The organism is Azospirillum brasilense (assembly GCF_001315015.1).
In the GTDB taxonomy this organism is placed as follows: domain Bacteria; phylum Pseudomonadota; class Alphaproteobacteria; order Azospirillales; family Azospirillaceae; genus Azospirillum; species Azospirillum brasilense.
Genome location: NZ_CP012915.1, coordinates 1588873 through 1611914, shown reverse-complemented (window position 1 = coordinate 1611914; position 23042 = coordinate 1588873). Strand labels below are relative to the sequence as shown.

Annotated in this window: 23 protein-coding genes; 16 read left to right on the top strand and 7 right to left on the bottom strand. The window is 69.7% G+C overall.

All coding sequences use genetic code 11. From position 1 onward, the window contains the following. Position 1: 1 nt before the first annotated feature. Positions 2-361 carry an endonuclease domain-containing protein gene (locus tag AMK58_RS21025; protein ID WP_035673169.1) on the bottom strand — a complete coding sequence of 120 codons (360 nt, stop codon included), beginning with the start codon at positions 359-361 and terminating at the stop codon, positions 2-4. Between the two features lie 146 nt (positions 362-507). On the opposite strand from AMK58_RS21025, the gene prmC reads away from it, so the two are divergent. Together prmC and AMK58_RS21015 are read left to right on the top strand one after the other, a co-directional pair. Next, positions 508-1362: a peptide chain release factor N(5)-glutamine methyltransferase gene (prmC, locus tag AMK58_RS21020; RefSeq protein ID WP_059399375.1), complete on the top strand. Its 855-nt coding sequence runs from the start codon at positions 508-510 to the stop codon at positions 1360-1362. Positions 1363-1649: 287 nt separating this feature from the next. Beyond that, positions 1650-2087, top strand: a complete 438-nt coding sequence (locus AMK58_RS21015; protein WP_035678028.1) for a DUF4167 domain-containing protein — start codon at positions 1650-1652, stop codon at positions 2085-2087. 98 nt (positions 2088-2185) lie between these two features. Here AMK58_RS21015 and AMK58_RS21010 read toward each other — a convergent pair whose 3' ends face one another. Further along, entirely contained in the window at positions 2186-2980 is a 795-nt protein-coding gene (locus tag AMK58_RS21010; protein WP_035678030.1) for an MOSC domain-containing protein, read from the bottom strand. A gap of 57 nt (positions 2981-3037) precedes the next feature. Next, positions 3038-3583, bottom strand: coding sequence for an NUDIX domain-containing protein (locus AMK58_RS21005; RefSeq protein WP_051140558.1), 546 nt, complete (start codon positions 3581-3583; stop codon positions 3038-3040). Positions 3584-3821: 238 nt separating this feature from the next. Between AMK58_RS21005 and clpB the strand changes: the two genes are divergently transcribed. After that, a complete protein-coding gene (gene clpB, locus AMK58_RS21000) occupies positions 3822-6452 on the top strand; it encodes an ATP-dependent chaperone ClpB (RefSeq protein ID WP_059399374.1) in 2631 nt (876 codons plus the stop codon). Positions 6453-6516: 64 nt separating this feature from the next. Here the strand turns inward: clpB and trhA are convergent, their stop codons facing one another. Next, positions 6517-7176, bottom strand: a complete 660-nt coding sequence (gene trhA / locus AMK58_RS20995; protein ID WP_035678046.1) for a PAQR family membrane homeostasis protein TrhA — start codon at positions 7174-7176, stop codon at positions 6517-6519. Between the two features lie 207 nt (positions 7177-7383). On the opposite strand from trhA, the gene AMK58_RS20990 reads away from it, so the two are divergent. From AMK58_RS20990 to AMK58_RS20980, 3 genes are all read left to right on the top strand, one after another. Further along, complete coding sequence (locus tag AMK58_RS20990) at positions 7384-8112, top strand: AzlC family ABC transporter permease (RefSeq protein ID WP_035678049.1); 729 nt, start codon at positions 7384-7386, stop codon at positions 8110-8112. After that, positions 8109-8447 (top strand): AzlD domain-containing protein, encoded by a 339-nt coding sequence (locus AMK58_RS20985; protein ID WP_035678050.1) that lies wholly within the window; start codon positions 8109-8111, stop codon positions 8445-8447. The genes AMK58_RS20990 and AMK58_RS20985 overlap by 4 nt, the downstream gene beginning before the upstream one ends. Before the next feature lie 134 nt (positions 8448-8581). Beyond that, positions 8582-9043, top strand: coding sequence for an SH3 domain-containing protein (locus tag AMK58_RS20980; RefSeq protein WP_059399373.1), 462 nt, complete (start codon positions 8582-8584; stop codon positions 9041-9043). Between the two features lie 131 nt (positions 9044-9174). On the opposite strand, the gene AMK58_RS20975 is transcribed toward AMK58_RS20980, so the two are convergent. Further along, entirely contained in the window at positions 9175-11238 is a 2064-nt protein-coding gene (locus AMK58_RS20975; protein WP_079285255.1) for a methyl-accepting chemotaxis protein, read from the bottom strand. 244 nt (positions 11239-11482) lie between these two features. Between AMK58_RS20975 and AMK58_RS20970 the strand changes: the two genes are divergently transcribed. The 5 genes from AMK58_RS20970 (at position 11483) to rpmB (ending at position 16539) form a co-directional block, all read left to right on the top strand. Then, positions 11483-13342, top strand: coding sequence for an ABCB family ABC transporter ATP-binding protein/permease (locus tag AMK58_RS20970; RefSeq protein ID WP_035678055.1), 1860 nt, complete (start codon positions 11483-11485; stop codon positions 13340-13342). A 26-nt stretch (positions 13343-13368) separates the two neighbouring features. Beyond that, complete coding sequence (locus AMK58_RS20965) at positions 13369-13926, top strand: biliverdin-producing heme oxygenase (protein WP_035678058.1); 558 nt, start codon at positions 13369-13371, stop codon at positions 13924-13926. A 93-nt stretch (positions 13927-14019) separates the two neighbouring features. Continuing rightward, on the top strand, positions 14020-15024 hold the full coding sequence (meaB, locus tag AMK58_RS20960) for a methylmalonyl Co-A mutase-associated GTPase MeaB (RefSeq protein WP_035678061.1): 1005 nt from the start codon (positions 14020-14022) through the stop codon (positions 15022-15024). A gap of 196 nt (positions 15025-15220) precedes the next feature. Beyond that, entirely contained in the window at positions 15221-16072 is an 852-nt protein-coding gene (locus AMK58_RS20955; RefSeq protein ID WP_059399372.1) for a phasin family protein, read from the top strand. Positions 16073-16236: 164 nt separating this feature from the next. Then, the gene (gene rpmB, locus AMK58_RS20950; protein ID WP_014198082.1) at positions 16237-16539 is read left to right on the top strand and encodes a 50S ribosomal protein L28; all 303 of its coding nucleotides are present in this window, start codon (positions 16237-16239) and stop codon (positions 16537-16539) included. 196 nt (positions 16540-16735) lie between these two features. Here rpmB and AMK58_RS20945 read toward each other — a convergent pair whose 3' ends face one another. Both AMK58_RS20945 and AMK58_RS20940 read right to left on the bottom strand, forming a co-directional pair. Then, positions 16736-17521, bottom strand: a complete 786-nt coding sequence (locus AMK58_RS20945) for a hypothetical protein (protein WP_051140562.1) — start codon at positions 17519-17521, stop codon at positions 16736-16738. 74 nt (positions 17522-17595) lie between these two features. Then, positions 17596-18156, bottom strand: coding sequence for a regulatory protein RecX (locus tag AMK58_RS20940; RefSeq protein ID WP_035678063.1), 561 nt, complete (start codon positions 18154-18156; stop codon positions 17596-17598). An 80-nt stretch (positions 18157-18236) separates the two neighbouring features. Here AMK58_RS20940 and AMK58_RS20935 point away from each other — a divergent pair, with 80 nt between their 5' ends. The 5 genes from AMK58_RS20935 to AMK58_RS20915 all read left to right on the top strand — a co-directional run bounded on the left by AMK58_RS20935 (position 18237) and on the right by AMK58_RS20915 (position 23016). Beyond that, positions 18237-19040, top strand: a complete 804-nt coding sequence (locus tag AMK58_RS20935) for an ABC transporter permease (protein ID WP_035678066.1) — start codon at positions 18237-18239, stop codon at positions 19038-19040. Between the two features lie 150 nt (positions 19041-19190). Continuing rightward, positions 19191-20345, top strand: a complete 1155-nt coding sequence (locus AMK58_RS20930; protein ID WP_051140565.1) for an aspartate aminotransferase family protein — start codon at positions 19191-19193, stop codon at positions 20343-20345. Then, positions 20345-21259 (top strand): ornithine carbamoyltransferase, encoded by a 915-nt coding sequence (argF, locus tag AMK58_RS20925; protein ID WP_035678070.1) that lies wholly within the window; start codon positions 20345-20347, stop codon positions 21257-21259. The genes AMK58_RS20930 and argF overlap by 1 nt, the downstream gene beginning before the upstream one ends. 127 nt (positions 21260-21386) lie before the next feature. Next, on the top strand, positions 21387-22334 hold the full coding sequence (locus AMK58_RS20920; RefSeq protein ID WP_035678130.1) for an Hsp33 family molecular chaperone: 948 nt from the start codon (positions 21387-21389) through the stop codon (positions 22332-22334). Between the two features lie 94 nt (positions 22335-22428). Beyond that, a complete protein-coding gene (locus tag AMK58_RS20915) occupies positions 22429-23016 on the top strand; it encodes a hypothetical protein (protein WP_035678073.1) in 588 nt (195 codons plus the stop codon). Positions 23017-23042 lie beyond the last annotated feature (26 nt).

Here is a 23042-nt window from a genome sequence, read left to right as displayed (position 1 = left end):
GTCAATCTCCTTGTGGGAGTTTCGGCCCGCCGATGGCGGCGAGGATCGTCGCCGCCACGCCCTCCGGGTTGTTCAGCACGTCGTTGTTCCAGAGGCGCAGGATTCGCCAGCCATGGTGCCGCAAATGCTCGTCCCGGGCGGAGTCGTAAGCGGAGTCGGCGTGCTGACCGCCATCGACTTCGACAACCAGCTTGGCTTGGATGCAGGCGAAATCGGCGATGTAGGGGGGAATGGGGTGCTGACGGCGAAATTTCCATCCGCTGAGCTGTTCGCTGCGCAATTGGCGCCAGAGCGTCCGTTCGGCGTCGGTGGGCTGAGTGCGCAGGTCACGAGCGCGGTATTTCAGCTTGGAGTTTCGCATAGGCGCTCGTGTGGCAACACGGGCCCCCACCCTAACCCCCCCCCGCTGCGCAGGGGAGGGAACAGGACGTCGCACCGATCGCCCTCCCCTGCGCAGCGGGGGAGGGAGGGGACCCATGCAGAGCATGGGGAGGGTGGGGGCAATTCATGACCATCACGCTTCACCAACTCCGCCGCACCGCCGAGGCCCGCCTGCGCGAGGCCGGGGTGGACACGCCCGACCTCGACGCGCGCCTGCTCGTCGAGCATGCGCTGGGCCTCACCCGCCACGACCTGTTCACCCGGGCCAACGATCCCGTTCCCGAACCCGACGCGGCTCACCTCCTCGCCCTGGTCGAGCGGCGGGCGGCGCGGGAGCCGGTGGGGCGCATCCTCGGCCATCGCGAGTTCTGGACGATCGACCTCGCCCTCAACCCCGACACCCTCGAACCCCGGCCGGATACCGAGACGCTGGTCGAGGCGGTGCTGAAGGCCCTGCCGGACCGCAATGCCCCGCTGCGGCTGCTCGACCTCGGCACCGGGACCGGCTGCATCCTGCTGGCCCTGCTGGCGGAACTGCCCAACGCCAGCGGCCTCGGCGTCGATCTCAGCCCCGGCGCGGTGGCCGCCGCCACCGAGAACGCGGTGCGCAATGGCTTGGCGGAGCGGGTGCGCTTCCAGACCGGCAACTGGGGCGCCGGGCTGGACGAGCGGTTCGACGTCGTCGTCTCCAACCCGCCCTATATCCCCAGCGCCGACATCGCCGCGCTCGATCCGGAGGTGCGGGAGCACGACCCGCTGCGCGCGCTGGACGGCGGCGCCGACGGACTGGACGCCTACCGGATCATCGTCGCGCAGACGCCGGACCTGCTCCAGCCGGGCGGCTTGGCCGGGCTGGAGGTCGGGCAGGGGCAGGCGGCGGACGTGACGGGGCTGCTGGCCGCCGCCGGGCTGGAACCGGCGGGCGTCTTCCGGGATCTGGGCGGCGTGGAACGCTGCGTCCTGGGGCGGAAGCGCGCGTGATTTCGCCCCATCCCCCCAAAAAAAAGGTTGGATTGACGCGCGGTCCCCAGTAGGGTGCAAGGACGACGATGGCCCGGGGACGATCATCCCAGGGCGTACCCATGGCCTCCGGAAACCCCGCGCGGTTGGGCGGACGTCCGAGAAGGCAGACCGGTTGATCGGCTGGGCGCGTCGATTTGATCCCTGCGACCCACCCGCGGTTGGTTCCGCGGCGGGCCCGGCGACCGGATGGTCAGCCAGGGCGTTCGCGGGATTGCACTTCTCTTACATGGGGCCATAAGAGCCAAATGAGACAAGGACCGAACTCCAGGCGCTCGCGCGGTCGTAGCAACGGCGGCGGTGGTGGCGGAGGTGGCGGCGGCGGCGGCGGTGGCAACCGCCGGCAGAACGTTCCGCTGCGTCACCAGACCTTCGACAGCAATGGTCCGGACGTGCGCATCCGCGGCAACGCGTGGCAGGTCCATGAAAAGTATCTGGCGCTGGCCCGCGACGCCTCCTCGTCCGGCGACCGCGTCCAGGCGGAAAATTATCTTCAGCATGCGGAGCACTATTTCCGCATCATCAACCAGATCCAGGAATCCGAGAATCGCCAGCGCGGCAACGCCGGCACCGCGGGCCTCGGCCCGCAGCCCAGCATGGGCGGTTTGACGGAGGATGAGGATGGCGGCGAGATGGGCGACGAGTCCGAGGCCGCCGCCGACGAACGCACTCCGATGAGCGCCTGATACGGAATGGCCGACGCCTGTCAGTCCTGAGGCCGGGGAGTTCCGGTCTCAGGGCCGGCGGGTTTCAGATTTGGCCGGCTTCAGGTTTGGCGAGTTCGTCAGGACGGCAGGTCGTCGGCCAGCGCCACCGGATCGCCCACCGCGATCCGGCCCCCATGCACCACCCGGGCATAGACGCCGCACTGCGTATGGTCGTACCCGCGCTCCAGAATGGGGAGCGTGTTGAGGTCACGCGCGCCGGTCGCCGGATTGACCTCACTGGAGGGCCGGCAGTCCTTGTGGTCGCAGATGCGCAGGGTGACCTCGCCGATGGTCAGCAGCGCGCCGATCCACTGGCGTTCCACCCACGGCTCCAGCCCGTCGATCATCAGATTGGCGCGGAAGCGCCGCGGATCGACCGGCTGCTTGGCCACCCGCTCCTCCAGATCGCGCACGCTGGCGAGATTGAGGATGGAGACCGCGGCCTCTTCCCGGTCGGTGAAGGAAAAGCCGCCGCCCTGCGCCGGGTTCCTGGCCTCGGCCAGCTTGGGCAGGCCGGGGGCCGCCCCCGCCAGATAGGCGGCGAAGAACTGCTCCACCAGCATCCGGCCCATCGGCTGGTCCAGACGCCCGCGCGACACCTGCTTGCCGCCGCGCCGGATGATCAGCGACTGGGTGGCCTCGTCGAACTCGGAATCGAGCAGCGCCAGCTTCTCGTTCCGGTCGAGCGTGAAGAAATCCTCGTTCGGGCGCCAGCCCTCGATATCCGGGGTCAGGGCGGCCGGGCCGTGCAGCAGGCCGAAGCGCCGGTCAAAGGGGATGGGTTGGCCGGTGACGAGGTCAACGGCGGGAAGATCCTGGCCGCTCAGCCCCTTCACGGGGTAGCGGCGTATGGTGGCGACGGTCGCGGGCATTGCATCGCACAATGGTGGGACCGGTTTGCTTCTGTCAACCGTCGCAATCGAAAACCGTCACCAGCGCTCGGCCAAAGGCTCCCGACCCTGGAACTCGGCGATTCGCCGCCGCGTGGCGGGGGAGGTGTCCTCCGGCAACCGGTCCAGCGGGAAGAATCGCGCCTCCAGGATCTCCACGCCGTCGGCCCGGAGCGTTCCCGACCAGCCGCGCGCGACGAAGACCGCCACATGGTCGCTCGCGCCGTGCCGGAAGCGGGCGTAGACGCCGAAGGGCTGCGGGCCGCTCTCCACCGTCAACCCGACCTCCTCCCGCACCTCGCGGCGCATGGCCTCCACCAGGGACTCCCCTTTTCCGACTCCGCCGCCCGGAAAATGCCAGCCGCCGACGTAGCTGTGGCGGATCAGCAGGACCGAGGCCGCGCCGCCCCCTTCGGCGCCCGAGTCGTCCAGGATGATCCCCCGCACCCCCATGGTCAGCGGACGCGCCACCCAGTGCCACATGTTGCGGCCGTGCCAGGCCAGCCGCATCAGGGGGGTGGTCAGGGCGGGCCGCAGAGCCTTGGGCGAAGGGTCGCGCGGGGTGCTGGTGGGCGTGGCCGTCATGAAGGCGGGAGTCCGTGGCTTTGGACGAAAACCCTAGCCTTTTCCGGCGGGCCGCGGAAAGCCACCCTTTCGGCGCGGGTCCGACAAAAGCAATAACCACGCGTACCGGGGGGTCTTGCATACGGATGGGCCTCTCCCACATCTACGGCGACGCATGCATCCTTGCGGATCGCACTGGTAACGTGGATCGGACTGACCGGGCTGCCTCGCGGACGGTCGGCGATGAAGGGAGCACATCATGGACTTCGAAAAATACACCGAGCGCAGCCGTGGCTTCGTGCAGGCGGCGCAGACCCTGGCCCTGCGGCGCGGCCACCAGCGGCTGACGCCGGAACATCTGCTGAAGACCCTTCTGGACGACAAGGAAGGCCTGGCCGCCAACCTGATCCGTGCGGCCGGCGGCGATCCCGCCCTGGCGCTGTCGGGCGTGGACGCCGAGCTGGACAAGCAGCCCAAGGTGGAGGGCGCCGGGGCCGGGCAGGTGTATCTGACGCCGGAACTGTCCCGCGTGTTCGAGCAGGCCGAGACGGTTGCCAAGAAGGCCGGCGACAGCTACGTCACGGCGGAGCGCATCCTGCTGGCGCTCGCCATGGCCGACGGCACGCCGTCCGCCGCGGTTCTGAAGCGCGCGGGCGTCACCCCGCAGGCGCTGAACACCGCGATCAACGAGGTGCGCAAGGGCCGCACCGCCGACACCGCCAGCGCCGAGCAGGGCTACGACGCGCTGAAGAAATACGCCCGCGACCTGACCGAGTCGGCGCGCGAGGGCAAGCTCGACCCGGTCATCGGGCGCGACGAGGAGATCCGCCGCACCATCCAGGTGCTGGCGCGGCGCACCAAGAACAACCCCGTCCTGATCGGCGAGCCGGGCGTCGGCAAGACCGCCATCGTCGAGGGCCTCGCCCAGCGCATCGTCAAGGGCGACGTGCCGGAAGGGCTGAAGAACAAGAAGCTGCTGTCGCTCGACCTCGCCGGCATGGTGGCCGGCGCCAAATACCGCGGCGAGTTCGAAGAGCGGCTGAAGGCCGTGCTCCAGGAGATCCAGGCGGCGGCGGGCGAGATCATCGTCTTCATCGACGAGCTGCACACGCTGGTCGGCGCCGGCAAGGCGGACGGCGCGATGGACGCCTCCAACATGCTGAAGCCGGCGCTGGCGCGCGGCGAGCTGCATTGCGTCGGCGCCACCACGCTGGACGAATACCGCAAGCACATCGAGAAGGACGCGGCGCTGGCCCGGCGCTTCCAGCCCGTCTTCGTGCCGGAGCCGACGGTGGAGGACACCATCTCCATCCTGCGTGGCCTGAAGGAGCGCTACGAGGTGCACCACGGCGTGCGCATCACCGACGCGGCCATCGTGTCGGCGGCGACCCTGTCGAACCGCTACATCACCGACCGCTTCCTGCCCGACAAGGCCATCGACCTGATCGACGAGGCGGCGAGCCGCCTGCGTATGGCGGTGGACAGCAAGCCGGAGAACATCGACGAACTGGATCGCCGCATCATCCAGCTCAAGATCGAGCGGGAGGCGCTGAAGCGCGAATCCGACGACGCCTCGCGCGCCCGGCTCGCCAATCTGGAAGGCGAGCTGGCCGACCTGGAGCAGGAATCCGCCGAGCTGACCGCCAAGTGGCAGGCCGAGAAGGACCAGCTCCAGGGCGCCCAGAAGATCAAGGAGGACCTGGAGAAGGCCCGCACCGAGCTGGAGCAGGCCCAGCGCGACGGCAACTGGGGCCGGGCCGGCGAGCTGGCCTACGGCGTCATCCCCGATCTGGAGAAGCGTCTGAAGGAGGCGGAGGCCCACGCCGCCAACCGCATGCTGAACGAGGAGGTGCGCGACAGCGACATCGCCGCCGTGGTCAGCCGCTGGACCGGCGTGCCGGTGGACAAGATGCTGGCCGGCGAGCGGGAGAAGCTGCTGGCGATGGAAACCCGCCTGAAGACCCGCGTGATCGGTCAGGACGAGGCCATCGTGGCGGTCTCCAACGCCGTGCGCCGCGCCCGTGCCGGCCTGCAGGACCCCAACCGGCCGATCGGCTCCTTCCTGTTCCTCGGCCCGACCGGCGTCGGCAAGACCGAGCTGACCAAGGCGCTGGCCGAATTCCTGTTCGACGACGAGACGGCCATGGTCCGGCTCGACATGTCGGAATACATGGAGAAGCACTCGGTCGCCCGCATGATCGGCGCCCCTCCGGGCTATGTCGGCTATGAGGAGGGCGGGGCGCTGACCGAGGCGGTGCGCCGCCGGCCCTATCAGGTCGTGCTGTTCGACGAGGTGGAGAAGGCCCATCCCGACGTCTTCAACGTGCTGCTCCAGGTGCTCGACGACGGGCGCCTGACCGATGGGCAGGGGCGGACGGTGGACTTCCGCAATGTGGTCATCATCATGACCTCGAACCTCGGCTCCGAGGTGCTGGCGGCCCAGCCGGAAGGCCAGGACAGCGGCGCCGTGCGCGACGAGGTGATGGAGGTGGTGCGCGCCCACTTCCGGCCGGAGTTCCTGAACCGGCTGGATGAGATCCTGCTGTTCCACCGCCTGGACCGCAGCCACATGGGCGGGATCGTGACGATCCAGCTCGGCCGGCTGGTCCGCATGCTGGCCGACCGCGACATCACGCTGGAGGTGGACGGGGCGGCGACGCAGTGGCTGGCCGAGGCCGGCTACGACCCGGTCTACGGCGCGCGTCCGCTGAAGCGGGTGATCCAGCGGGAGCTTCAGAACCCGCTGGCCACCATGATCCTGGAAGGCCGCGTTGCCGACGGCCAGACGGTCAAGGTGGGGGCGGAAGGCGGTGAGCTGACCATCAACGGCCTGCCCGTCTCCGCCCAGGTGCGCAGCGCGGCGACCCAGCCGGTGACGACGGTTCACTAATGGCGGTGCATTGTTGATGCGGGGATGATGCGGGCGAGGGGCCTTTCGCGAGGCCCCTCGCCGGTCAGGTCACCACGAATTCCCGCGCGACCGCGGCGAAGTGGCAGGCGGCCGCCACGATGACCAGCGCGTGCCAGACCGGGATGTTGTAGGGCAGGCGGTCGAGCGTGTGGATGAAGGCGCCGACCGTGTAGACAATCCCGCCCACCGCCAGCAGAAGCAGCGTCACCGGGGACAGCGACCGCCACAGCGGTTCGGCCACCGACAGGATGGCCCAGCCGAGCCCGAGATAAAGCACGAAGCCAAGCCGTTCGTACCGCCACGAGGCGAACAGCTTCAGCGCCACCCCGCCCAGCGCCACCACCCACACCCCGATCCCCAGCGCGAGCCCGGCGGCGCCGTCCAGCCGGTTCAGGGTGAAGGGGGTGTAGCTGCCGGCGATCATCACATAGATCATCGCGTGGTCAAGCCGCCGCAGCACGGCCTTGCGCCGGCCCGGCGGGGACATGTTGTAGGCGGCCGACGCGCTCAGCATGCCGACCAGCCCGGCGCCGTAGGCCGCCAGCGACACCATCTCGGTCGCGGAGGCGTGGCCCGCCGTCACGGCCAACAGCCAGGACGCGCCGATCAGGCCGGCGATCACGCCGATGGCGTGGATGACCGCGTCCGCCGCACGCTCCCCCGCCGTGTGGACGGGAAACTCGAAGCAGGAATCGGGTTTCATGGGACCAGCCTGCCGGAAAGGCGGGCGGATGGAAAGCTCTCCCCCGGCACTCCACCCCATCGGAATCGTTAACCCCGCAGGGTTGGGTGGGGCGAATGGACTTGTCTCCCGGACAATAAAAGGCGGGCAGGCCGGGCGTCGCAGCGCTATGGTCCGCAGCCCGACGCGGTTCCACGGACCGGTTCGACAACACGTTTCAGAACGATCATGACCAGACGATCCAGCTTCGCCGCCGGCGCCCGCGATACCCTGCCGATGGTCATCGGCGCGGCACCCTTCGGGGTGATCTTCGGCACGCTGGTGGCCGCCGGGCCGCTGGCGGCGTGGCAGGGGCAGCTCATGTCCCTGTCGGTCTATGCGGGGTCCAGCCAGTTCATCGCGCTGGGTCTGGTGGCCGGGCACGCCGGGCTGGCGGTGATCTGGCTGACCACCCTGATCGTGAACCTGCGCCATGCCCTCTACGCCGCCACGCTGCTGCCGCACGTCGCCCATCTGCCGGCGCGCTGGCGCTGGACGCTGGGCTTCTTCCTGACGGACGAGACCTTCGCGGTGATGGCCGGCTATTACGCCCGGCACCCGCGGGCGCCGCTCGGGCACTGGTACTTCCTGGGCTCCTGCCTGTCGATGTACGCGAACTGGCAGGTCTGGACCCTGGTCGGCCTGCTGTTCGGAGCGGCCTTCCCGCAGCTCCAGTCGCTGGGGCTCGACTTCGCGATGGTCGCCACCTTCATCGCCATCGTCGTGCCGCAGCTCGCCAACCTGCCCAACTTTGCGGCGGCGGTGGCGGCGGGTGCCGTGGCCTATCTGGGGCAGGATGTGCCCTACAAGCTGGGGCTGATGGCCGCCGTGGTGGCCGGCGTCGCCGTCGGGATGGCCCTGCAGCGCTGGCGCTCCGGCGGGCTGGAGGCCGGACGGCGGGGGGAGGAAGCGGCATGACCGGGACCGTCCTGACCAACACCATCATGATCCTGGGCATGGCGGCGGTGACCGTCTTCGTGAAGGCGGCGCTGTTCGTGCTGGGCGACCGGGTGGTCTTCCCGCCGCTGCTGAAGCAGGCGCTGGGCTTCGTCCCGGTCACGGTGCTGACCGCCATCATCGTGCCGATGATCCTGTCGCCGAACGGCGAGGGGCTGGAGCTCACCTGGAGGAACCCGCAGCTCGTCGGCGCGCTGGCCGCCGTGCTGGTCTGCGTGGTGACGGGCAAGCAGCTTCTCACCATCGCCGTGGCGCTGGGCGTCTTCTTCGCTTGGCAGTTGGGCGTTCTCGCCTAGGAGTTTGGCGTAAGGGCCGGCGCCACTTTCCTGCCACAAACAGTGCATAGCCGTTCTGCCGCGGCGCGGTGGCGCGGGTGGGGGCGCATCCTGTATGGTCGCCCGATCGAAAGGGCTACCCAACCGAGTCCGTGATGACCAGACGCCTGCGCCTCGTTCCCGTCTCCCTCGCCGTGGCCTGCGCGGTGATGCTGACCGCCTGCCAGACGGGCGAGCGGACCAACCGCGCCCCCGTGGTGCAAGGGACCGCCAGCGTGTCCCCGGCCGGGCTCGACACCGTCTCCGGCGAGTGGGAAACCGACAAGACCACCGCACTGCGCTCGCAGCCGAGCAACGGCGCGCCCATCGTCGCCACCTTCCCGCCCGGCCAGCCTCTGAAGGTTCTGGGCCGCGCCCGCGGCACCGACTGGGTGGCGGTGCAGGCGGTCGGGTCCACCGCCTATGTGCGGATGCATCTGCTTCGCCTGCGCGGCAGCGCGCCCATCCAGGCCGCCCGCGGCACGACGACCACCGTCGCCAAGCCGGAGGACAACACCGGTCCCTCGATCAAGGCCGCGCCGCGCCGCAAGATCGAGGCGACGCCGATTTCGAACTGAGACGGGGGGCTTGCCCCCACCCCGGCCCTCCCCCGCTGTCGCAGGGGAGGGAGATTTCTGCGAAGCGGCGGCAGTCCCCTCCCCTGCGACAGCGGGGGAGGGTTAGGGTGGGGGCAAGGCCGCCCCACCTCTCAAAATTCCTTCCAGTCGTCGTCCTCGCTGACGTTGCGCCTGAGCGCGGCGCCCGACACCGCGCGAGCCGACGGCTTGGCCGCGGCGCGGGTCGGACGCACCACCGGCGCCACATGCCGCGGAGCCGCAGCGGTGGTCGCAACCGCGACCGGCACGGCGACCGGCATGGCGCGGGGGTCCAGCTTGAAGAAGCCGATCAGCCCCTTCAGGTCGTTGGCCTGACCGGCCATGGCCTGCGCCGCGGCGGTGGTTTCCTCGACGAGCGCGGCGTTCTTCTGGGTCATCTCGTCCATCTGCGAGACGGTGGCGTTGATCTCGTCGAGCGCCGCCGCCTGCTCGCTCGACGCCGAGGCCATCTCGGCGATCAGCCCGGCGACCTGCTGGACGCCCGACACGATGCCCTCCAGCGCGTCGCCGGCCTTCTTGACCAGTTCCACCCCGTCCTTCACCTGGGCGTTGCTGTCCAGAATCAGGCCCTTGATCTCCTTGGACGCCTGGGCGGAGCGCTGGGCAAGGTTGCGCACCTCCTGGGCCACCACCGCGAAGCCGCGCCCGGCGTCGCCGGCCCGCGCCGCTTCGACCGCCGCGTTCAGCGCCAGCAGGTTGGTCTGGAAGGCGATCTCGTCGATCACCCCGATGATGTCGGTGATCTTGCGGCTCGACGCCTCGATGCGCTTCATCGCGTCGATGGCCGAGTCCGCCACCGTCCCGCCGGACTCCGCGGCGGTGCGGGCGTCGGCGGCCATGCCGTTGGCGCGCTGGGCGTTGTCGGCGTTGGAGCGCACGGTCGCCCCCAGCTCCTCCATGCTCGCCGCCGTCTCCTCCAGCGAGGAGGCCTGCTGCTCCGTCCGCTCCGCGAGGTCGGAGGAACCGATGGAGACCTCGCCGGCCGCCGAGGCGATGGTGTCCGCCGACTGGGTGATCTGGCCGACGATCTCCGACAGCTTGGCGGAGGTGGCGTTGACGTCGGTCTTCAGCGTCTGGAAAGCGCCTTCATAGTCACGCTCCACCCGCTTGTTGAGGTCGCCCTGGGCGAGCGCGCTGAGCACCGCGCCGAGGTCGGCGATGACTGCCTCGACCGTGTCGGTCAGGCGGTTGATGCCCGCCGACATGGTCTTGTAGAAGCCGTCCTTGCCGGTTAGGTCGAGGCGGCGCGACAGGTCGCCCTTCGACACGCCGTCGATCAGCGCGGCGATCTCCTCGCCGATCGCCGTCTCGCGGGCGCGCTGCGCCTCGTCGGCGCGGCGCTCGGCCTCCAGGCGCTCGCGCTCGGCTTCGTCCATCGCCTTCTTCTGGATGGCGTTGTCCTTGAACACCTGAACCGCCTGGGCCATCTGCCCGATCTCGTCGCCGCGGTCGAGGCCGGGAACGGCGACGTCCAGCTTGTCGGCGGCGAGGTCGTGCATGGTCGCGCTCATCGCCCGCACCGCGCCCATCTGGCGGCGGACCAGGAAGAAGCTGACCAGGCCGAAGGCCAGCGTGACCAGCGGCGCCACCACCAGGATGGTGCGCTCCACCTCGTCCACCACCCTCAGCACGTCGGCCCGCTTCAGCCCCACGAACAGCACGCCGACCACCGAGCCGGAGGCGTCGAGCAGCGGGTCGTAGGAGGTGAAGTAACGCTCGCCCAGGATGTCGGCCTCGCCGCGGTAGGGCTTGCGCTGCGTGATGACGCTGTCGAAGACCGGCCCGGCGCCCAGCTTCGTGCCGTTGGCCCGGCTGCCGTCGGGGTTCTGCACGGTGGTGGCGACGCGGGTGTCGCCGCGGAACACCGTGGCCGCCCCGCCGGTCAGCTCGCGGATCTGGTCGACCATGCGGGTGTCGCCGTCGATCCGCACCGATCCGACGTAAAGCGCGCCGTCGCGCAGGCTGTAGTCGGCGCCGTTCTGCTTCAGCAGCATGTGGGCCAGCGCCATGCTGCGCTCCCGCTGCTCCCGCGCGGAGGCGGCGCTGCGGTCGCTCAGCACTTGGCTGGAGGCCAGCGTCAGCACGATGGCCAGGATGAACAGCCCCAGCACGTTCAGCAGGGACAGTTTGGCGGTCAGGGAGAGGTTTTTCAGCACGTTCGGCCCTATGCGGCAATCGCTCCGCAGCCCTCGCCGTCGGAGATAGACAATAAGTCTAATACGGTTTTATCCATTCGTCCGCGTGCAATTTTTCGGAGATCGATTCCCGTAATCCGTGTGGAAACGTCCCGGCTGGGCGCCATGCAGCCGGCGCACGGCCCGTCTTCCTTGGTTGGCGTCGCATGTGGCCCTAGGTTAGGGCAGCCGCTTTTGGCAACCGACCCCTTTCCCGGACCTGTCCATGCGCCGCCGCACCAGCAACCCCAGCCCGGCCCCGTCCTATGCGGAGGCCGCGTCCAGCACCGGCGACATGGCGGCGCTGCGCTCGCTCGTCCCCTATCTGTGGCCGCATGATTCATTCGAGACGAAGCTGCGCGTGGTGGTGGCGCTGATTCTGCTGGTCGGCGCCAAGGTGGCGAACGTCTGGGTGCCGCTCTTCTACAAGCGGGCGGTGGACGCCCTGTCGCCGGGCGACGCCGGGGCGCTGGTGACGATCCCGCTGGGGCTGATCGTCGCCTACGGTCTGGCGCGCGTGATGTCACTGGTCTTCGCCGAGCTGCGCGACGCGGTGTTCGCCAACGTCGCCCAGCGCACCATCCGCAAGGTCGCCCTGTCGGTCTTCCAGCATCTGCACGCCCTGTCGCTGCGCTTCCATCTGGAGCGGCAGACCGGCGGCCTGACCCGCTCGCTGGAGCGCGGCACCCGCGCCATCGAGACGCTGCTGCGCTACGCCCTGTTCTCCATCGTGCCGACGCTGGTCGAGATCACGTTGGTTTGCGTGATTCTGTGGCGGATGTTCGACGGCTGGTTCGCGCTGGCGACCTTCGTCACGGTGGGCAGCTACATCGCCTACACCTTCTTCGTGTCGGAATGGCGCATCCAGTTCCGCCGCGCCATGAACGAGACCGACAACAAGGCCAACACCAAGGCGGTGGACAGCCTGCTGAACTACGAGACCGTCAAGTATTTCGGCAACGAGGGGCACGAGGCCCGGCGCTACGACCAGGCGCTGGCCTCCTACGAGCAGGCGGCGGTGAAGAGCCAGCGCAGCCTGTCGCTGCTGAACATCGGCCAGTCGGCGATCATCTCGCTGGGGCTGGCGGTGGTCATGGGCATGGCGGCGCGCGGCATCGTCAACGGCACGATGACGCTGGGCGACTTCGTGCTGGTGAACACCTACCTGCTGCAGCTCTACCAGCCGCTGAACTTCTTCGGGGTGGTCTACCGCGAGATCAAGCAGGCCCTGATCGACGTGGAGTCGATGGTGACGCTGCTGTCGGTGGACCGCGAGGTCGCCGACCGGCCGGGCGCTCCCCCGCTGGCCATCACCGGGGGCGAGCTGCGCTTCGACGGGGTGGAGTTCGGCTACGACCCGCGGCGGCCGATCCTCAAGGGGGTGAGCTTCACCGTGCCCGCCGGGCGGACGGTGGCCATCGTCGGCCCGTCCGGGGCGGGCAAGTCGACCATTGGCCGGCTGCTGTTCCGCTTCTACGACGTGTCGGGCGGGGGCATCCTGATCGACGGGCAGGACATCCGGGAGGTGACCCAGCAATCGCTGCGCGGCGCCATCGGCATCGTCCCGCAGGATACGGTGCTGTTCAACGACACGGTATACTACAACATCGCCTACGGCCGCCCCGGCGCCAGCCCGGCGGAGGTCGAGCAGGCGGCGCGCCTGGCCCACATCCACAACTTCATCATGGCGCTGCCCGACGGCTACGAGACCACGGTGGGGGAGCGCGGGCTGAAGCTGTCCGGCGGCGAGAAGCAGCGTGTCGCCATCGCCCGCACCATCCTGAAGAACCCGGCGATCCTGCTGTTCGACGAGGCGACCTCGGCGCTCGACACCCACACCGAGCGGGAGATCCAGGCCAACCTGCGCGAGGTCAGCCGCGGCCGCACCACGCTGGTCATCGCGCACCGCCTGTCCACCGTGATCGACGCCGACGAGATCCTGGTGATGGAGGCCGGGCGTGTGATCGAACGGGGACGCCACATGGAACTGCTGTCGCGTGGCGGCGCCTATGCCGCATTGTGGGCGCGGCAGCAGGAATCCTCCCAGGGGCCGGAACCGGTTCCGGAAGTCCTCGCCCCCACTTAACCTCATCATCACGACGGAGCATCCCTTTGGGACCGGTACGGCAGGCGCTGCGCGAGGCGACCCGCGACATTCATGAACGTCTGGACCGCGCGGCGGTCCTGCGCCCGCTGACCAGCCCGTCCATCACGGCGGACGAGTACCGCGACGCCCTGATCGCCCTGCACGGCTTCAACGCCCCCATCGAACGGGCGCTGGGCGAGGGGGCCGAGCGGCTGGACCTGCTGCGCGCCGATCTGGCCGATCTGGGGGTGGACGCGGACTCATTGCCGGTGGCCGGGTCGCTGCCGGCGCTGGACGGCTTGCCGGCGCGGCTGGCGGCGCGCTACGTGCTCGACGGCTCCGCCCATGGCGGGCGGGCGATGCTGCCCAACGTCACCCGCGCGCTGGGCTTCGACGCCACGCGGGGGGCGCGCTTCCTGGCGTCGGCCGGGATCGACATGGCCGGCCGGTGGAAGGCGCTGCTCGCCCGGCTGGAAAGCGATCTGGACACGCCCGAGTCGGCGCAGGCCGCCTGCGCCACGGCGGTCGCCCTGTTTGCCGCGCTGGAGGTCTGGCTGGACGGGCTGGCCGCGAAGGGGGCGTAACGCTTATAGGGGCCGGCGGATCGACGCAGCGGATCGACGCAGTGGATCAACGTGGGGCTTCACCGCGCCCGCCGCGCCCGCTAGGGTCCTGCCATGACGACCGCTCCCGCCCCCGCCCTCACCACCCCCGCTGCGCTCGCCGACGCGGTGCTGCGGGGTGACCGCCGCGCGCTCGCCCGCGCCATCACCCTGATCGAATCGACCCGGCGCGACCACCGCGCCCAGGCCGACGCCCTGCTGGAGACGCTGCTGCCCCACACCGGCAACTCGGTGCGGGTGGGCATTTCCGGCGTGCCGGGGGTGGGCAAGTCCACCTTCATCGAGGCGTTTGGGCAGCACGTCATCGCGCGCGGGCACAAGGTGGCGGTTCTGGCCATCGACCCGTCGTCGCAGCGCACCGGCGGTTCCATCCTGGGCGACAAGACCCGCATGGTGGACCTGTCGCGCGAACCGAACGCCTTTATCCGCCCGTCGCCCGCCGGCGCCACGCTGGGCGGCGTGGCCCGCCGCACGCGTGAGGCCATGCTGATCTGCGAGGCCGCGGGCTTCGACGTGATCGTGGTGGAGACGGTGGGCGTCGGCCAGTCGGAGACGGCGGTGGCCGACATGGTCGACCTGTTCATGCTGCTGCTGCTGCCCGCCGGGGGCGACGAGCTTCAAGGCATCAAGAAGGGCATCGTGGAGCTGGCCGACCTCGTGGTCGTCAACAAGGCGGATGGCGACCTCGCCAACACGGCGCGGCATACCGTCGCGGACTACCGCCATGCCCTGACCCTGTTGCGCCACGGCGACTGGCGCGTGCCGGTGCTGAGCTGCTCGGCCATCACCAGGGCCGGCATCGATTCGGTGTGGGACACCATCGGGGAGCACAAGGCGATCACCGAGGCGTCCGGAGTCCGCGCCACGCGCCGCGCCGAGCAGGCCCGCGCCTGGCTGTGGAGCGAGATCCGCGAGACGCTGGTGGACGCCTTCAAGGCGCATCCGGCCGTGCGCGCCGACCTGTCGGCGCTGGAGTCCCGCGTGACCGGCGGCGCCATCACCCCCACCGCCGCTGCACGCGTTTTGCTTGAAAAGTTCCTCGGGCGCGCGGTGGAGTAGGTCCTTTCGGGTATGCTGCACCGCAACATTTCCGTTGCGCGGCGATTCTCCCGTGCATAAGGTGGCCTGGGCGGGAAAGGAGCGCCTCCGTGGCGCTTGGGCGAGAGGTTTGCCCGCAGTCTCCTGGGGTATGAGCCGGAGTTGACTTGTCCGACACCGCCTCCGCGTCGAGTCGTCAACGGGAGACCTTAAGGACATGGCCGCCAACTTTCTGGATCTTTTCGAGCGCTTCAATCCCCTGACCAATGGGCCTCTCGCCCTGTCCCCGCTGGGCAAGGCGAACGCCGAGACCTACGCCGCCCGCGGCACGCGCGTCGCCGGCGTGATGCAGGACGGCTGCCGTCGCCTGCTCGACGGCGTCACCGCCGGCATCGGCGAGTCGACCCACCTCGCCGGCGAATTCGCCAAGGTGCGCAGCCCGGCGGACCTCGTCGCCGTGCAGCGCGAATGGGCGACCGTCGCCCAGGCCCGCGTCGTCAACCAGATGCAGACCGTCCTGGACGTCTCCTCCAAGATCGCCGCCGAGCTGGGCGTCAGCCCGGTGGCCCTGACTCCGGCCGCCCCGGCTCCGAAGGCTGCTCCGGTCGCCGTGCCGGCTCCCGCTCCGAAGGCTGAGGCCCCGAAGGTCGAAGCGCCCAAGGCTGAAGAGAAGAAGGCCGAGGTGAAGGTGGAGCCGGCTCCCACCCCTGCGCCGAAGAAGGCTCCGGCGGCCCGCAAGGCCGCTCCGGCCAAGGCCGCCGCTCCGAAGGTCGAGGCGCCCAAGGCTGAAGAGAAGAAGGCCGAGGCGCCCGCTGCGAAGGCGGAGCCGGTGAAGGCCGAAACGCCGAAGGTCGAGGCGGCTCCCGCCCCGGCGCCCAAGGCGGAAGCCCCGAAGGCCGAGGTGAAGGCGGACGTGAAGGCTGCCCCGAAGGTCGAGGAAAAGAAGGCGGACGTGAAGGTCGAAGCCCCCAAGGCCGAGGCCGCCAAGGCGGACGCGCCGAAGCCGGAAGCGCCCAAGGCCGCCCCGAAGGCTGAGGAGAAGAAGGCCGCCGCTCCCGCGGCCGAGTGATTCCACCGGATCGCGGTCCCCGCCGGCCCGGGGACCGTCGATCGGCGCGCGCCCGTCTCTTCCTTCCTTGACGGGCGCGCGCTTGTTCGACTATAACGCCGCCTCCTTCGGGCGGTATGCTGCCCGGGACCGGGTTTCATTTGCTAAAATAAAGGATCACTCCGATGGCACGTCGGTGCTCCGTGACCGGCAAGGGCACGCAGTTTGGCAACAACGTCAGCCACGCCAACAACAAGACCCGCCGCCGTTTCCAGCCGAACCTGCAGGAAACCGCGCTGCTGAGCGACGCTCTGGGTCAGATGGTGCGCCTGCGTATCTCCACCAACGCGATCCGTTCGATCGAGCACAAGGGCGGCCTCGACGCCTTCCTGCTCGACGCGAAGGACGACGTCCTCAGCCTGGAAGCGCGCCGCCTGAAGCGCCGCATCGCCAAGGCCCAGGACAAGCAGCAGGCCGTCGCGGCCTGAGGCTGACCGCCTGGAGGCGCCGGAGCGCGTCCAGGCGATTCTGGTGATGTCACCGCGGGGCGGCAAACTCCGCGGCTGGACGCTGAGCCCCACACCAGGACGACTCCGACTCTCGGTTGCACCGAACCCCGGTTGAGAGTGCCGCGCGCATCGCCGAAAGGCTTTGCGCGCGTTTTGTCGTTTCCGGACAACGAGTCTAGAACGACCGCTGCACGCCCAGCAGCAAGCGGTAGCGCGGCGAATCGGGGCCGAACCCGACGCCGACACCGGCACCCACGGCGAGGTCTTCGCCGACGAGATGCCGGACGCCGGCCTCCACGAAATTGTCGGCCTTGCCGCGTTCCTGCGATTGCTCGCGCACCACGTCGAAGGCCACGGCGGTGGCGGGGCCGACCGGGGCGTTCATTCCGGCGGCCATGATGAAGCGGTTGTCGCGCTCGCCCGGCTCCGGATCGAACAGATGCCGCCAGGACAGGTTGGCGTGCAGGCGCGGCGCGCCGGCGGCGGTGCCGAGCGGCTGGGTCAGGCGCCCGGTGATCCCGGCCTCGGTCGTCTTGCTCCCCGACCCGTAGGGGATGGTGACCAGCGGCTCCACCGACAGGCCCAGCCGTCCCTGCGACGGTTCGCGGATGTTGTATTCGGCGGACAGCGCGACGTTGCCCTGCTGCGCGTCGTCGGCGTTGCCGACGCGGTAGCCGGGGTTGACCTTCAGCGCCAGCCCGTCGGCGACTCCGACTTGGAGTTCCGGGTCGAAGGACAGGCGGTTGCGCCCGCCGTCCCCCTTCAGCCGCTCGAAGAAGGCGCGGACCTTCACGTCGACGCTGCCCTTCTCGATGGCGGCGGCGTCCTCGACGGTGATCGGCAGCTCCGACGACAGCGCCATGCGCTTGTCGTCCTGCGCGCGGGCGGCCCCGACGGCAAAAAATCCGGCGGCGAGCAGCCCGGCGGCGAGGGTGAGGCCCGCGAGGGCGGCGTGGCGCATGTCTGCTTTCCCGAACCGGTGGCGTTTGCCGAACAACAGCCGGGCGGGACGAACGGGCCGCGGCGGGGAGGGGGTTACTCCACCGAGTCGGGGTCTTCGGCGTCCACCACCCGCCGGGCGATGTCGTAGGCGAAGCCGGCGCGGCCCAGCGCCGCCAGATCCTTGTCGCGGAACTCCGCGCGCTTGTCGGGCAGGCGGTAGGGGCCGAGCCGGCGGCGGCGGGCCAGCGCCAGGGCGGCGGTCAGGTTCAGGTCGCCCTCCACCTCCTCGTCCAGCGACTCCAGCGCGCGGTCGGCCTCGTCGCGGCCGATGCCCTTGGCGGACAGCTTCTCGCGGATGGCGCGGGTCGAGGTGCCGCGGCGGTGCAGGCTGGCCGCCCGCATCTCCGCGTAGGCCGTGTCGTTGAGCAGGCCGCTGCGCAGGTAGCGGGCGATCAGGTCCTCGACCCAGCGCGCGCCCTCCGCCGGGTCGGTGCCGTGGGCCTGGGCGGAGCGGTCGACCTTGCGCATCAGCACGCGGCGCAGGCTGGCCGAGGAGCTGGCGAAGCGCTGGAGATAGTGCAGGGCCGCGTTCTCCAGATACTGGGCGGTGACGCGGCGCGGCGGCTTGCGGGCCGGCGGCTGGTCGCGGGTCATGGCTGTCTCCCGTCCGGGGGCGGTTGCCGGAACGGGCGGCGCGCCCTAAAGTCCGGTCCAATCCTGTGAATCGTGGTGCGATGACTCATCCTCTCCCTCCCATGCCCCGCCAGGTCGGCGCCGTCAACTGGGTCGGCCTGTGGACCCTCTACGCGCGCGAGGTGCGCCGGTTCCTGAAGGTGCACCAGCAGACCGTTTGGGCGCCCGTGGTCACCACCCTGCTGTTCTACGCCGTCTTCGCGCTGGCGCTGGGCGGTGCGGTGCGGATGATCGGGACGGTGCCCTATCTGGAGTTCCTGGCGCCCGGCCTGATCATGATGGCGATGGCCCAGAACGCCTTCGCCAACACCTCCTCCTCCGTGGTGATCGCGAAGGTCCAAGGCAACATCGTCGACATCCTGATGCCGCCAATGGCCCCACTGGAGCTGGCCTTCGGCTTCGTCATGGGCGGCGTGACGCGCGGCCTGCTGGTCGGGCTGGTGACCGGTCTGGCGATCTGGGCCTTCGTCCCGGTGCGCATCGCCCATCCGGAGTTCGTGATCTTCCACGCCCTGATGGCCTCGATGCTGCTGTCGCTGCTCGGGCTGGTCGGCGGCATCTGGTCGGAGAAGTTCGACAACATCGCGGCGGTCACCAACTTCGTGGTGACGCCGCTGTCCTTCCTGTCCGGCACCTTCTATTCGGTGGAGACGCTGCCGCCGGTGTTCTGGTGGATCGCCCACTTCGACCCGTTCTTCTACATGATCGACGGCTTCCGCTACGGCTTCATCGGGCGGTCGGACGGCACGCTGGGGATCGGGATTCTCGTGATGCTGGCGGTCAACGGCGGCCTGTGGTGGCTGGCCTGGCGCATGCTGAAGACGGGCTACAAGCTGAAGGCGTAAATCCGCCGGAATTCGGCCGAATTCAGCCGGTCGGCGTAGCCAATCCGTTGACAGGCTGAAGTGACATCTTGATATTCGACGGTTCCCGGCGGGCGAGGGTGTCCGCCGGGCTTTCCTCATTCGGAGGTTTTCGCTGTGATTCCGGTCGTCATGCCCACATATGCCCGCGCCGACATCGTGTTCGAGCGGGGCGAAGGTCCGTATCTGTACGCGACCGACGGGCGACGATTCCTCGACTTCGCCGCCGGTGTGGCGGTGAACGTCCTCGGCCACGCGAATCCCTATCTGGTCGAGGCGCTGACCGCCCAGGCGCACAAGCTCTGGCACACCTCCAACCTGTTCCGGGTCGCCGGGCAGGAGAGCCTCGCCAAGCGGCTGACCGAGGCCACCTTCGCCGACACCGTGTTCTTCACGAACTCGGGCGCCGAGGCGTGGGAGTGCGGCGCCAAGCTGATCCGCAAATACCATTACGAGAAGGGCGACAAGGCCCGCACCCGCATCATCACCTTCGAGCAGGCCTTCCACGGCCGCACGCTGGCCGCGGTGTCGGCGGCGCAGCAGGAGAAGCTGATTAAGGGCTTCGGTCCTCTGCTCGACGGCTTCGACCTCGTGCCCTTCGGCGATCTGGAGGCGGTGCGCGCCGCCATCACCGACCGCACCGCGGCCATCTGCCTGGAGCCGATCCAGGGCGAGGGCGGCATCCGCGCCGGCTCGGTCGAGTTCCTGCGCGGCCTGCGCGACCTGTGCGACCAGCATGGGATGCTGCTGTTCCTGGACGAGATCCAGTGCGGCATGGGCCGCACCGGCAAGCTGTTCGCCCATGAATGGGCCGGCATCACGCCGGACGTCATGGCGGTGGCCAAGGGCATCGGCGGCGGCTTCCCGCTGGGCGCCTGCCTCGCCACCGAGAAAGCCGCGTCGGGCATGACCGCGGGCACCCACGGCTCGACCTACGGCGGCAACCCGCTGGCTACCGCGGTCGGCAACGCCGTGCTGGACAAGGTGCTGGAGCCCGGCTTCCTCGACCATGTGCAGCGCATCGGTGGCCTGCTCCAGGACCGTCTGGCCGGGCTGGTGGCCGAGAACCCGTCGGTCTTCAAGGGCGTGCGCGGCAAGGGGCTGATGCTCGGCCTCGCCTGCGGCCCGGCGGTCGGCGATGTGGTGGTGGCGCTGCGCGCCAACGGCCTGCTGTCCGTTCCGGCGGGCGACAACGTGGTCCGGCTGCTGCCGCCGCTGAACATCGGCGAGGCCGAGGTCGAGGAGGCCGTGGCCATCCTCGCCAAGACCGCCAAGGAGCTGGTGTGATGTCCGCCGTTCGTCATTTCCTCGACATCGACCGGCTGGACAAGGCGACCCTGCGCCAGATCCTTGCCATGGCCGCGACCATCAAGAAGGACATCCCGGCCTACCGCTCGCTGTTCGCGGGCCGCACGCTGGCGATGATCTTCGAGAAGCCGTCGACCCGCACCCGCGTCTCCTTCGAGGTCGGCATGCGCCAGCTCGGCGGCGACGTGGTGGTGCTGAAGCCCGACGACATGCAGCTCGGCCGCGGCGAGACCATCGGCGACACCGCCCGCGTGCTGTCCCGCTATGTGGACGCGGTGATGGTCCGCACCATGGGCGAGGAGCGCGTGCAGGAGCTGGCCGAGTTCGCCTCGGTGCCGATCATCAACGGCCTGACCGACCAGTCGCACCCCTGCCAGATCATGGCCGACGTGATGACCTTCGAGGAGCATCGCGGCCCCATCGAAGGGCGCACGGTGGCCTGGATCGGCGACGTGAACAACGTGGCGGTGAGCTGGGTCCATGTGGCGGTGCGCCTCGGCGTGGAAATCCGCCTCGGCTGCCCGGAGATCTACGGCCCGGCGCCGGAGCTGCTCGACTGGGTGAAGCGCGAGGGCGGGCGGATCACCGTCACCACCTCGCCGGAGGAGGCCGTGCGCGGCGCCGACTGCGTGGTCACCGACGCCTGGGCCTCGATGCACAACACCGACGTGGATGAGCGGGCGGCGGTCCTCGGTCCCTATCAGGTCAACGAGGCGCTGATGGATCTCGCCGCCCCCGACGCCCTGTTCATGCACTGCCTGCCCGCCCACCGCGGGGAGGAAGTGACCGACGGGGTGATCGACGGCCGGCACTCGGTCGTCTGGGACGAGGCGGAAAATCGCCTGCACGCCCAGAAGGCCATACTGGCATGGTGCCTCGGCGCCACTATTTAAGAGCACTTGGGGCTGAGGCCACTTGGGGCTGAGAGCCCTTGGAATTGGAGTCATGGCCCGGCGCCGCCCCCCGCGATGAGCGGGATGGCGGCGCCGGGCCATGGCCTGTCGTAACTTCGAGGACATCATGGACGATCCTTCCGTCCAACCGATCACCGACGATCTCGTTCTGCCTTTCCAGATCGAGGCGTCGCGCCTGCGCGGCCGCATGGTGAAGCTCGGCCCCGCGCTGGACGAAATCCTGACCCGCCACGCCTACCCGGAGCCGGTCGCCCGCTTCCTGGCCGAGACGATGACGCTCGCCATGCTGCTGTCCAGCATGCTGAAGTACGACGGCATCTTCACGCTCCAGACCAAGGGCGACGGGCCGGTCCGGCTGATGGTGGCGGACATCACCTCGGTCGGCGACATCCGCGCCTACGCCCAGTTCGACGAAGAGGCGCTGGCCAAGGCCGCCGACGACGTGGCCATCGCCCCGGCACCGGCCCTGCTCGGCAAGGGCCACATCGCCTTCACCGTGGACCAGGGGCCGAACACCGAGCGCTACCAGGGCATCGTCGAGCTGTACGGCAAGACGCTGGCCGACTGCGTGCAGCACTATTTCCGGCAGTCGGAGCAGATCGACACCGGGCTGACCGTGTCGGTGGACCAGGAGACCCTGCCGGACGGCAGCAAGGGCGCCTGGCGGGCCGGCGGCATCATGATCCAGCGCCTGCCGCAGGACGCCACGGAAAAGGTGCTCGGCTCCGGCGACGAGGACGCGTGGCGCCGCGCCATGGTCCTGCTGTCCAGCACCACCGGCGACGAGCTTCTGGACCCGGAACTGGCGGCCAGCGCCCTGCTGTTCCGCCTGTTCCACGAAGACGGCGTGCGGGTGTGGCAGCCCAAGGCCCTGCGCTTCGGCTGCCGCTGCTCGCGCGAGCGGGTGTCGGACATGCTGTCCAGCCTGCCGCGCGAGGAGGTGCAGGATCTGAAGATCGACGACGGGCGCGTCGAGGTGGTCTGCCAGTTCTGCTCCACCGCCTACCACTTCGACGACGCGGATCTCGACCGGGTCTACGGGACGGCGAAGTAAGGGGCTCCAGGTTCCGGATGCGCTTGGGAAACGGCGCGGCTATAGTGCCGCGCCGTTTTTCGTTCTATCGACGTCCTGTCCAACCGGAGCGATCATGCCCACCCGCCGTTTCGTTCTCGCCGCCGCTCTCGCCACCGTGGCCCTGACGGCCTGCCAGAGCACGCCGCCGCGTCCGGCGGCCCGGCCCATCGACTATTCCAACTTCGGCCCGATCGTCCTGAACGCGGGCGGCGTCGACGTGGTGGACGCCCACCGGCCGGCCGGCACCGCCGTCGACCAGCGCATCCCCCTGCCGCCCGCCGAGGCGGTGCGCCGCTGGGCCAACGAACGGCTCCAGGCCGCGGGCGGGCCGGGCCGCGTCCGCGTCACCATCCGCGACGCCAGCATCGTAGAGGTCCAGCTTCCCAAGACCGGCGGGGTGAAGGGCTACTTCACCAACGACCAGGCCCAGCGCTACGACGGCCGGATCGAGGTCGAGATCGGCGGCGAGTTGCCCGGCGAAACGACCTTCCGCGGCATGACCAAGGCGACGGTGACCCAGTCCACCACGGTGCCGGAGAACATCTCGGTGGCCGACCGCGAGGCGACCTTGCAGGACCTCGTCCGCCGCATGATGGATGATTTGAACGCCCGGCTGGACGCAGGCATCCGCAAGGATCTGGCGCCGATGGTGCGGCGGTAGGGTTCTGCGGGAGGGACCTGTTGCCC

Coding starts and splice junctions, on each gene's coding strand:
- AMK58_RS21025 (WP_035673169.1), bottom strand. CDS start 361: ATGCGAAACTCCAAGCTGAAATACCGCGCTCGTGACCTGCGCACTCAG.
- prmC (WP_059399375.1), top strand. CDS start 508: ATGACCATCACGCTTCACCAACTCCGCCGCACCGCCGAGGCCCGCCTG.
- AMK58_RS21015 (WP_035678028.1), top strand. CDS start 1,650: ATGAGACAAGGACCGAACTCCAGGCGCTCGCGCGGTCGTAGCAACGGC.
- AMK58_RS21010 (WP_035678030.1), bottom strand. CDS start 2,980: ATGCCCGCGACCGTCGCCACCATACGCCGCTACCCCGTGAAGGGGCTG.
- AMK58_RS21005 (WP_051140558.1), bottom strand. CDS start 3,583: ATGACGGCCACGCCCACCAGCACCCCGCGCGACCCTTCGCCCAAGGCT.
- clpB (WP_059399374.1), top strand. CDS start 3,822: ATGGACTTCGAAAAATACACCGAGCGCAGCCGTGGCTTCGTGCAGGCG.
- trhA (WP_035678046.1), bottom strand. CDS start 7,176: ATGAAACCCGATTCCTGCTTCGAGTTTCCCGTCCACACGGCGGGGGAG.
- AMK58_RS20990 (WP_035678049.1), top strand. CDS start 7,384: ATGACCAGACGATCCAGCTTCGCCGCCGGCGCCCGCGATACCCTGCCG.
- AMK58_RS20985 (WP_035678050.1), top strand. CDS start 8,109: ATGACCGGGACCGTCCTGACCAACACCATCATGATCCTGGGCATGGCG.
- AMK58_RS20980 (WP_059399373.1), top strand. CDS start 8,582: ATGACCAGACGCCTGCGCCTCGTTCCCGTCTCCCTCGCCGTGGCCTGC.
- AMK58_RS20970 (WP_035678055.1), top strand. CDS start 11,483: ATGCGCCGCCGCACCAGCAACCCCAGCCCGGCCCCGTCCTATGCGGAG.
- meaB (WP_035678061.1), top strand. CDS start 14,020: ATGACGACCGCTCCCGCCCCCGCCCTCACCACCCCCGCTGCGCTCGCC.
- AMK58_RS20955 (WP_059399372.1), top strand. CDS start 15,221: ATGGCCGCCAACTTTCTGGATCTTTTCGAGCGCTTCAATCCCCTGACC.
- rpmB (WP_014198082.1), top strand. CDS start 16,237: ATGGCACGTCGGTGCTCCGTGACCGGCAAGGGCACGCAGTTTGGCAAC.
- AMK58_RS20945 (WP_051140562.1), bottom strand. CDS start 17,521: ATGCGCCACGCCGCCCTCGCGGGCCTCACCCTCGCCGCCGGGCTGCTC.
- AMK58_RS20940 (WP_035678063.1), bottom strand. CDS start 18,156: ATGACCCGCGACCAGCCGCCGGCCCGCAAGCCGCCGCGCCGCGTCACC.
- AMK58_RS20935 (WP_035678066.1), top strand. CDS start 18,237: ATGACTCATCCTCTCCCTCCCATGCCCCGCCAGGTCGGCGCCGTCAAC.
- AMK58_RS20930 (WP_051140565.1), top strand. CDS start 19,191: ATGCCCACATATGCCCGCGCCGACATCGTGTTCGAGCGGGGCGAAGGT.
- argF (WP_035678070.1), top strand. CDS start 20,345: ATGTCCGCCGTTCGTCATTTCCTCGACATCGACCGGCTGGACAAGGCG.
- AMK58_RS20920 (WP_035678130.1), top strand. CDS start 21,387: ATGGACGATCCTTCCGTCCAACCGATCACCGACGATCTCGTTCTGCCT.
- AMK58_RS20915 (WP_035678073.1), top strand. CDS start 22,429: ATGCCCACCCGCCGTTTCGTTCTCGCCGCCGCTCTCGCCACCGTGGCC.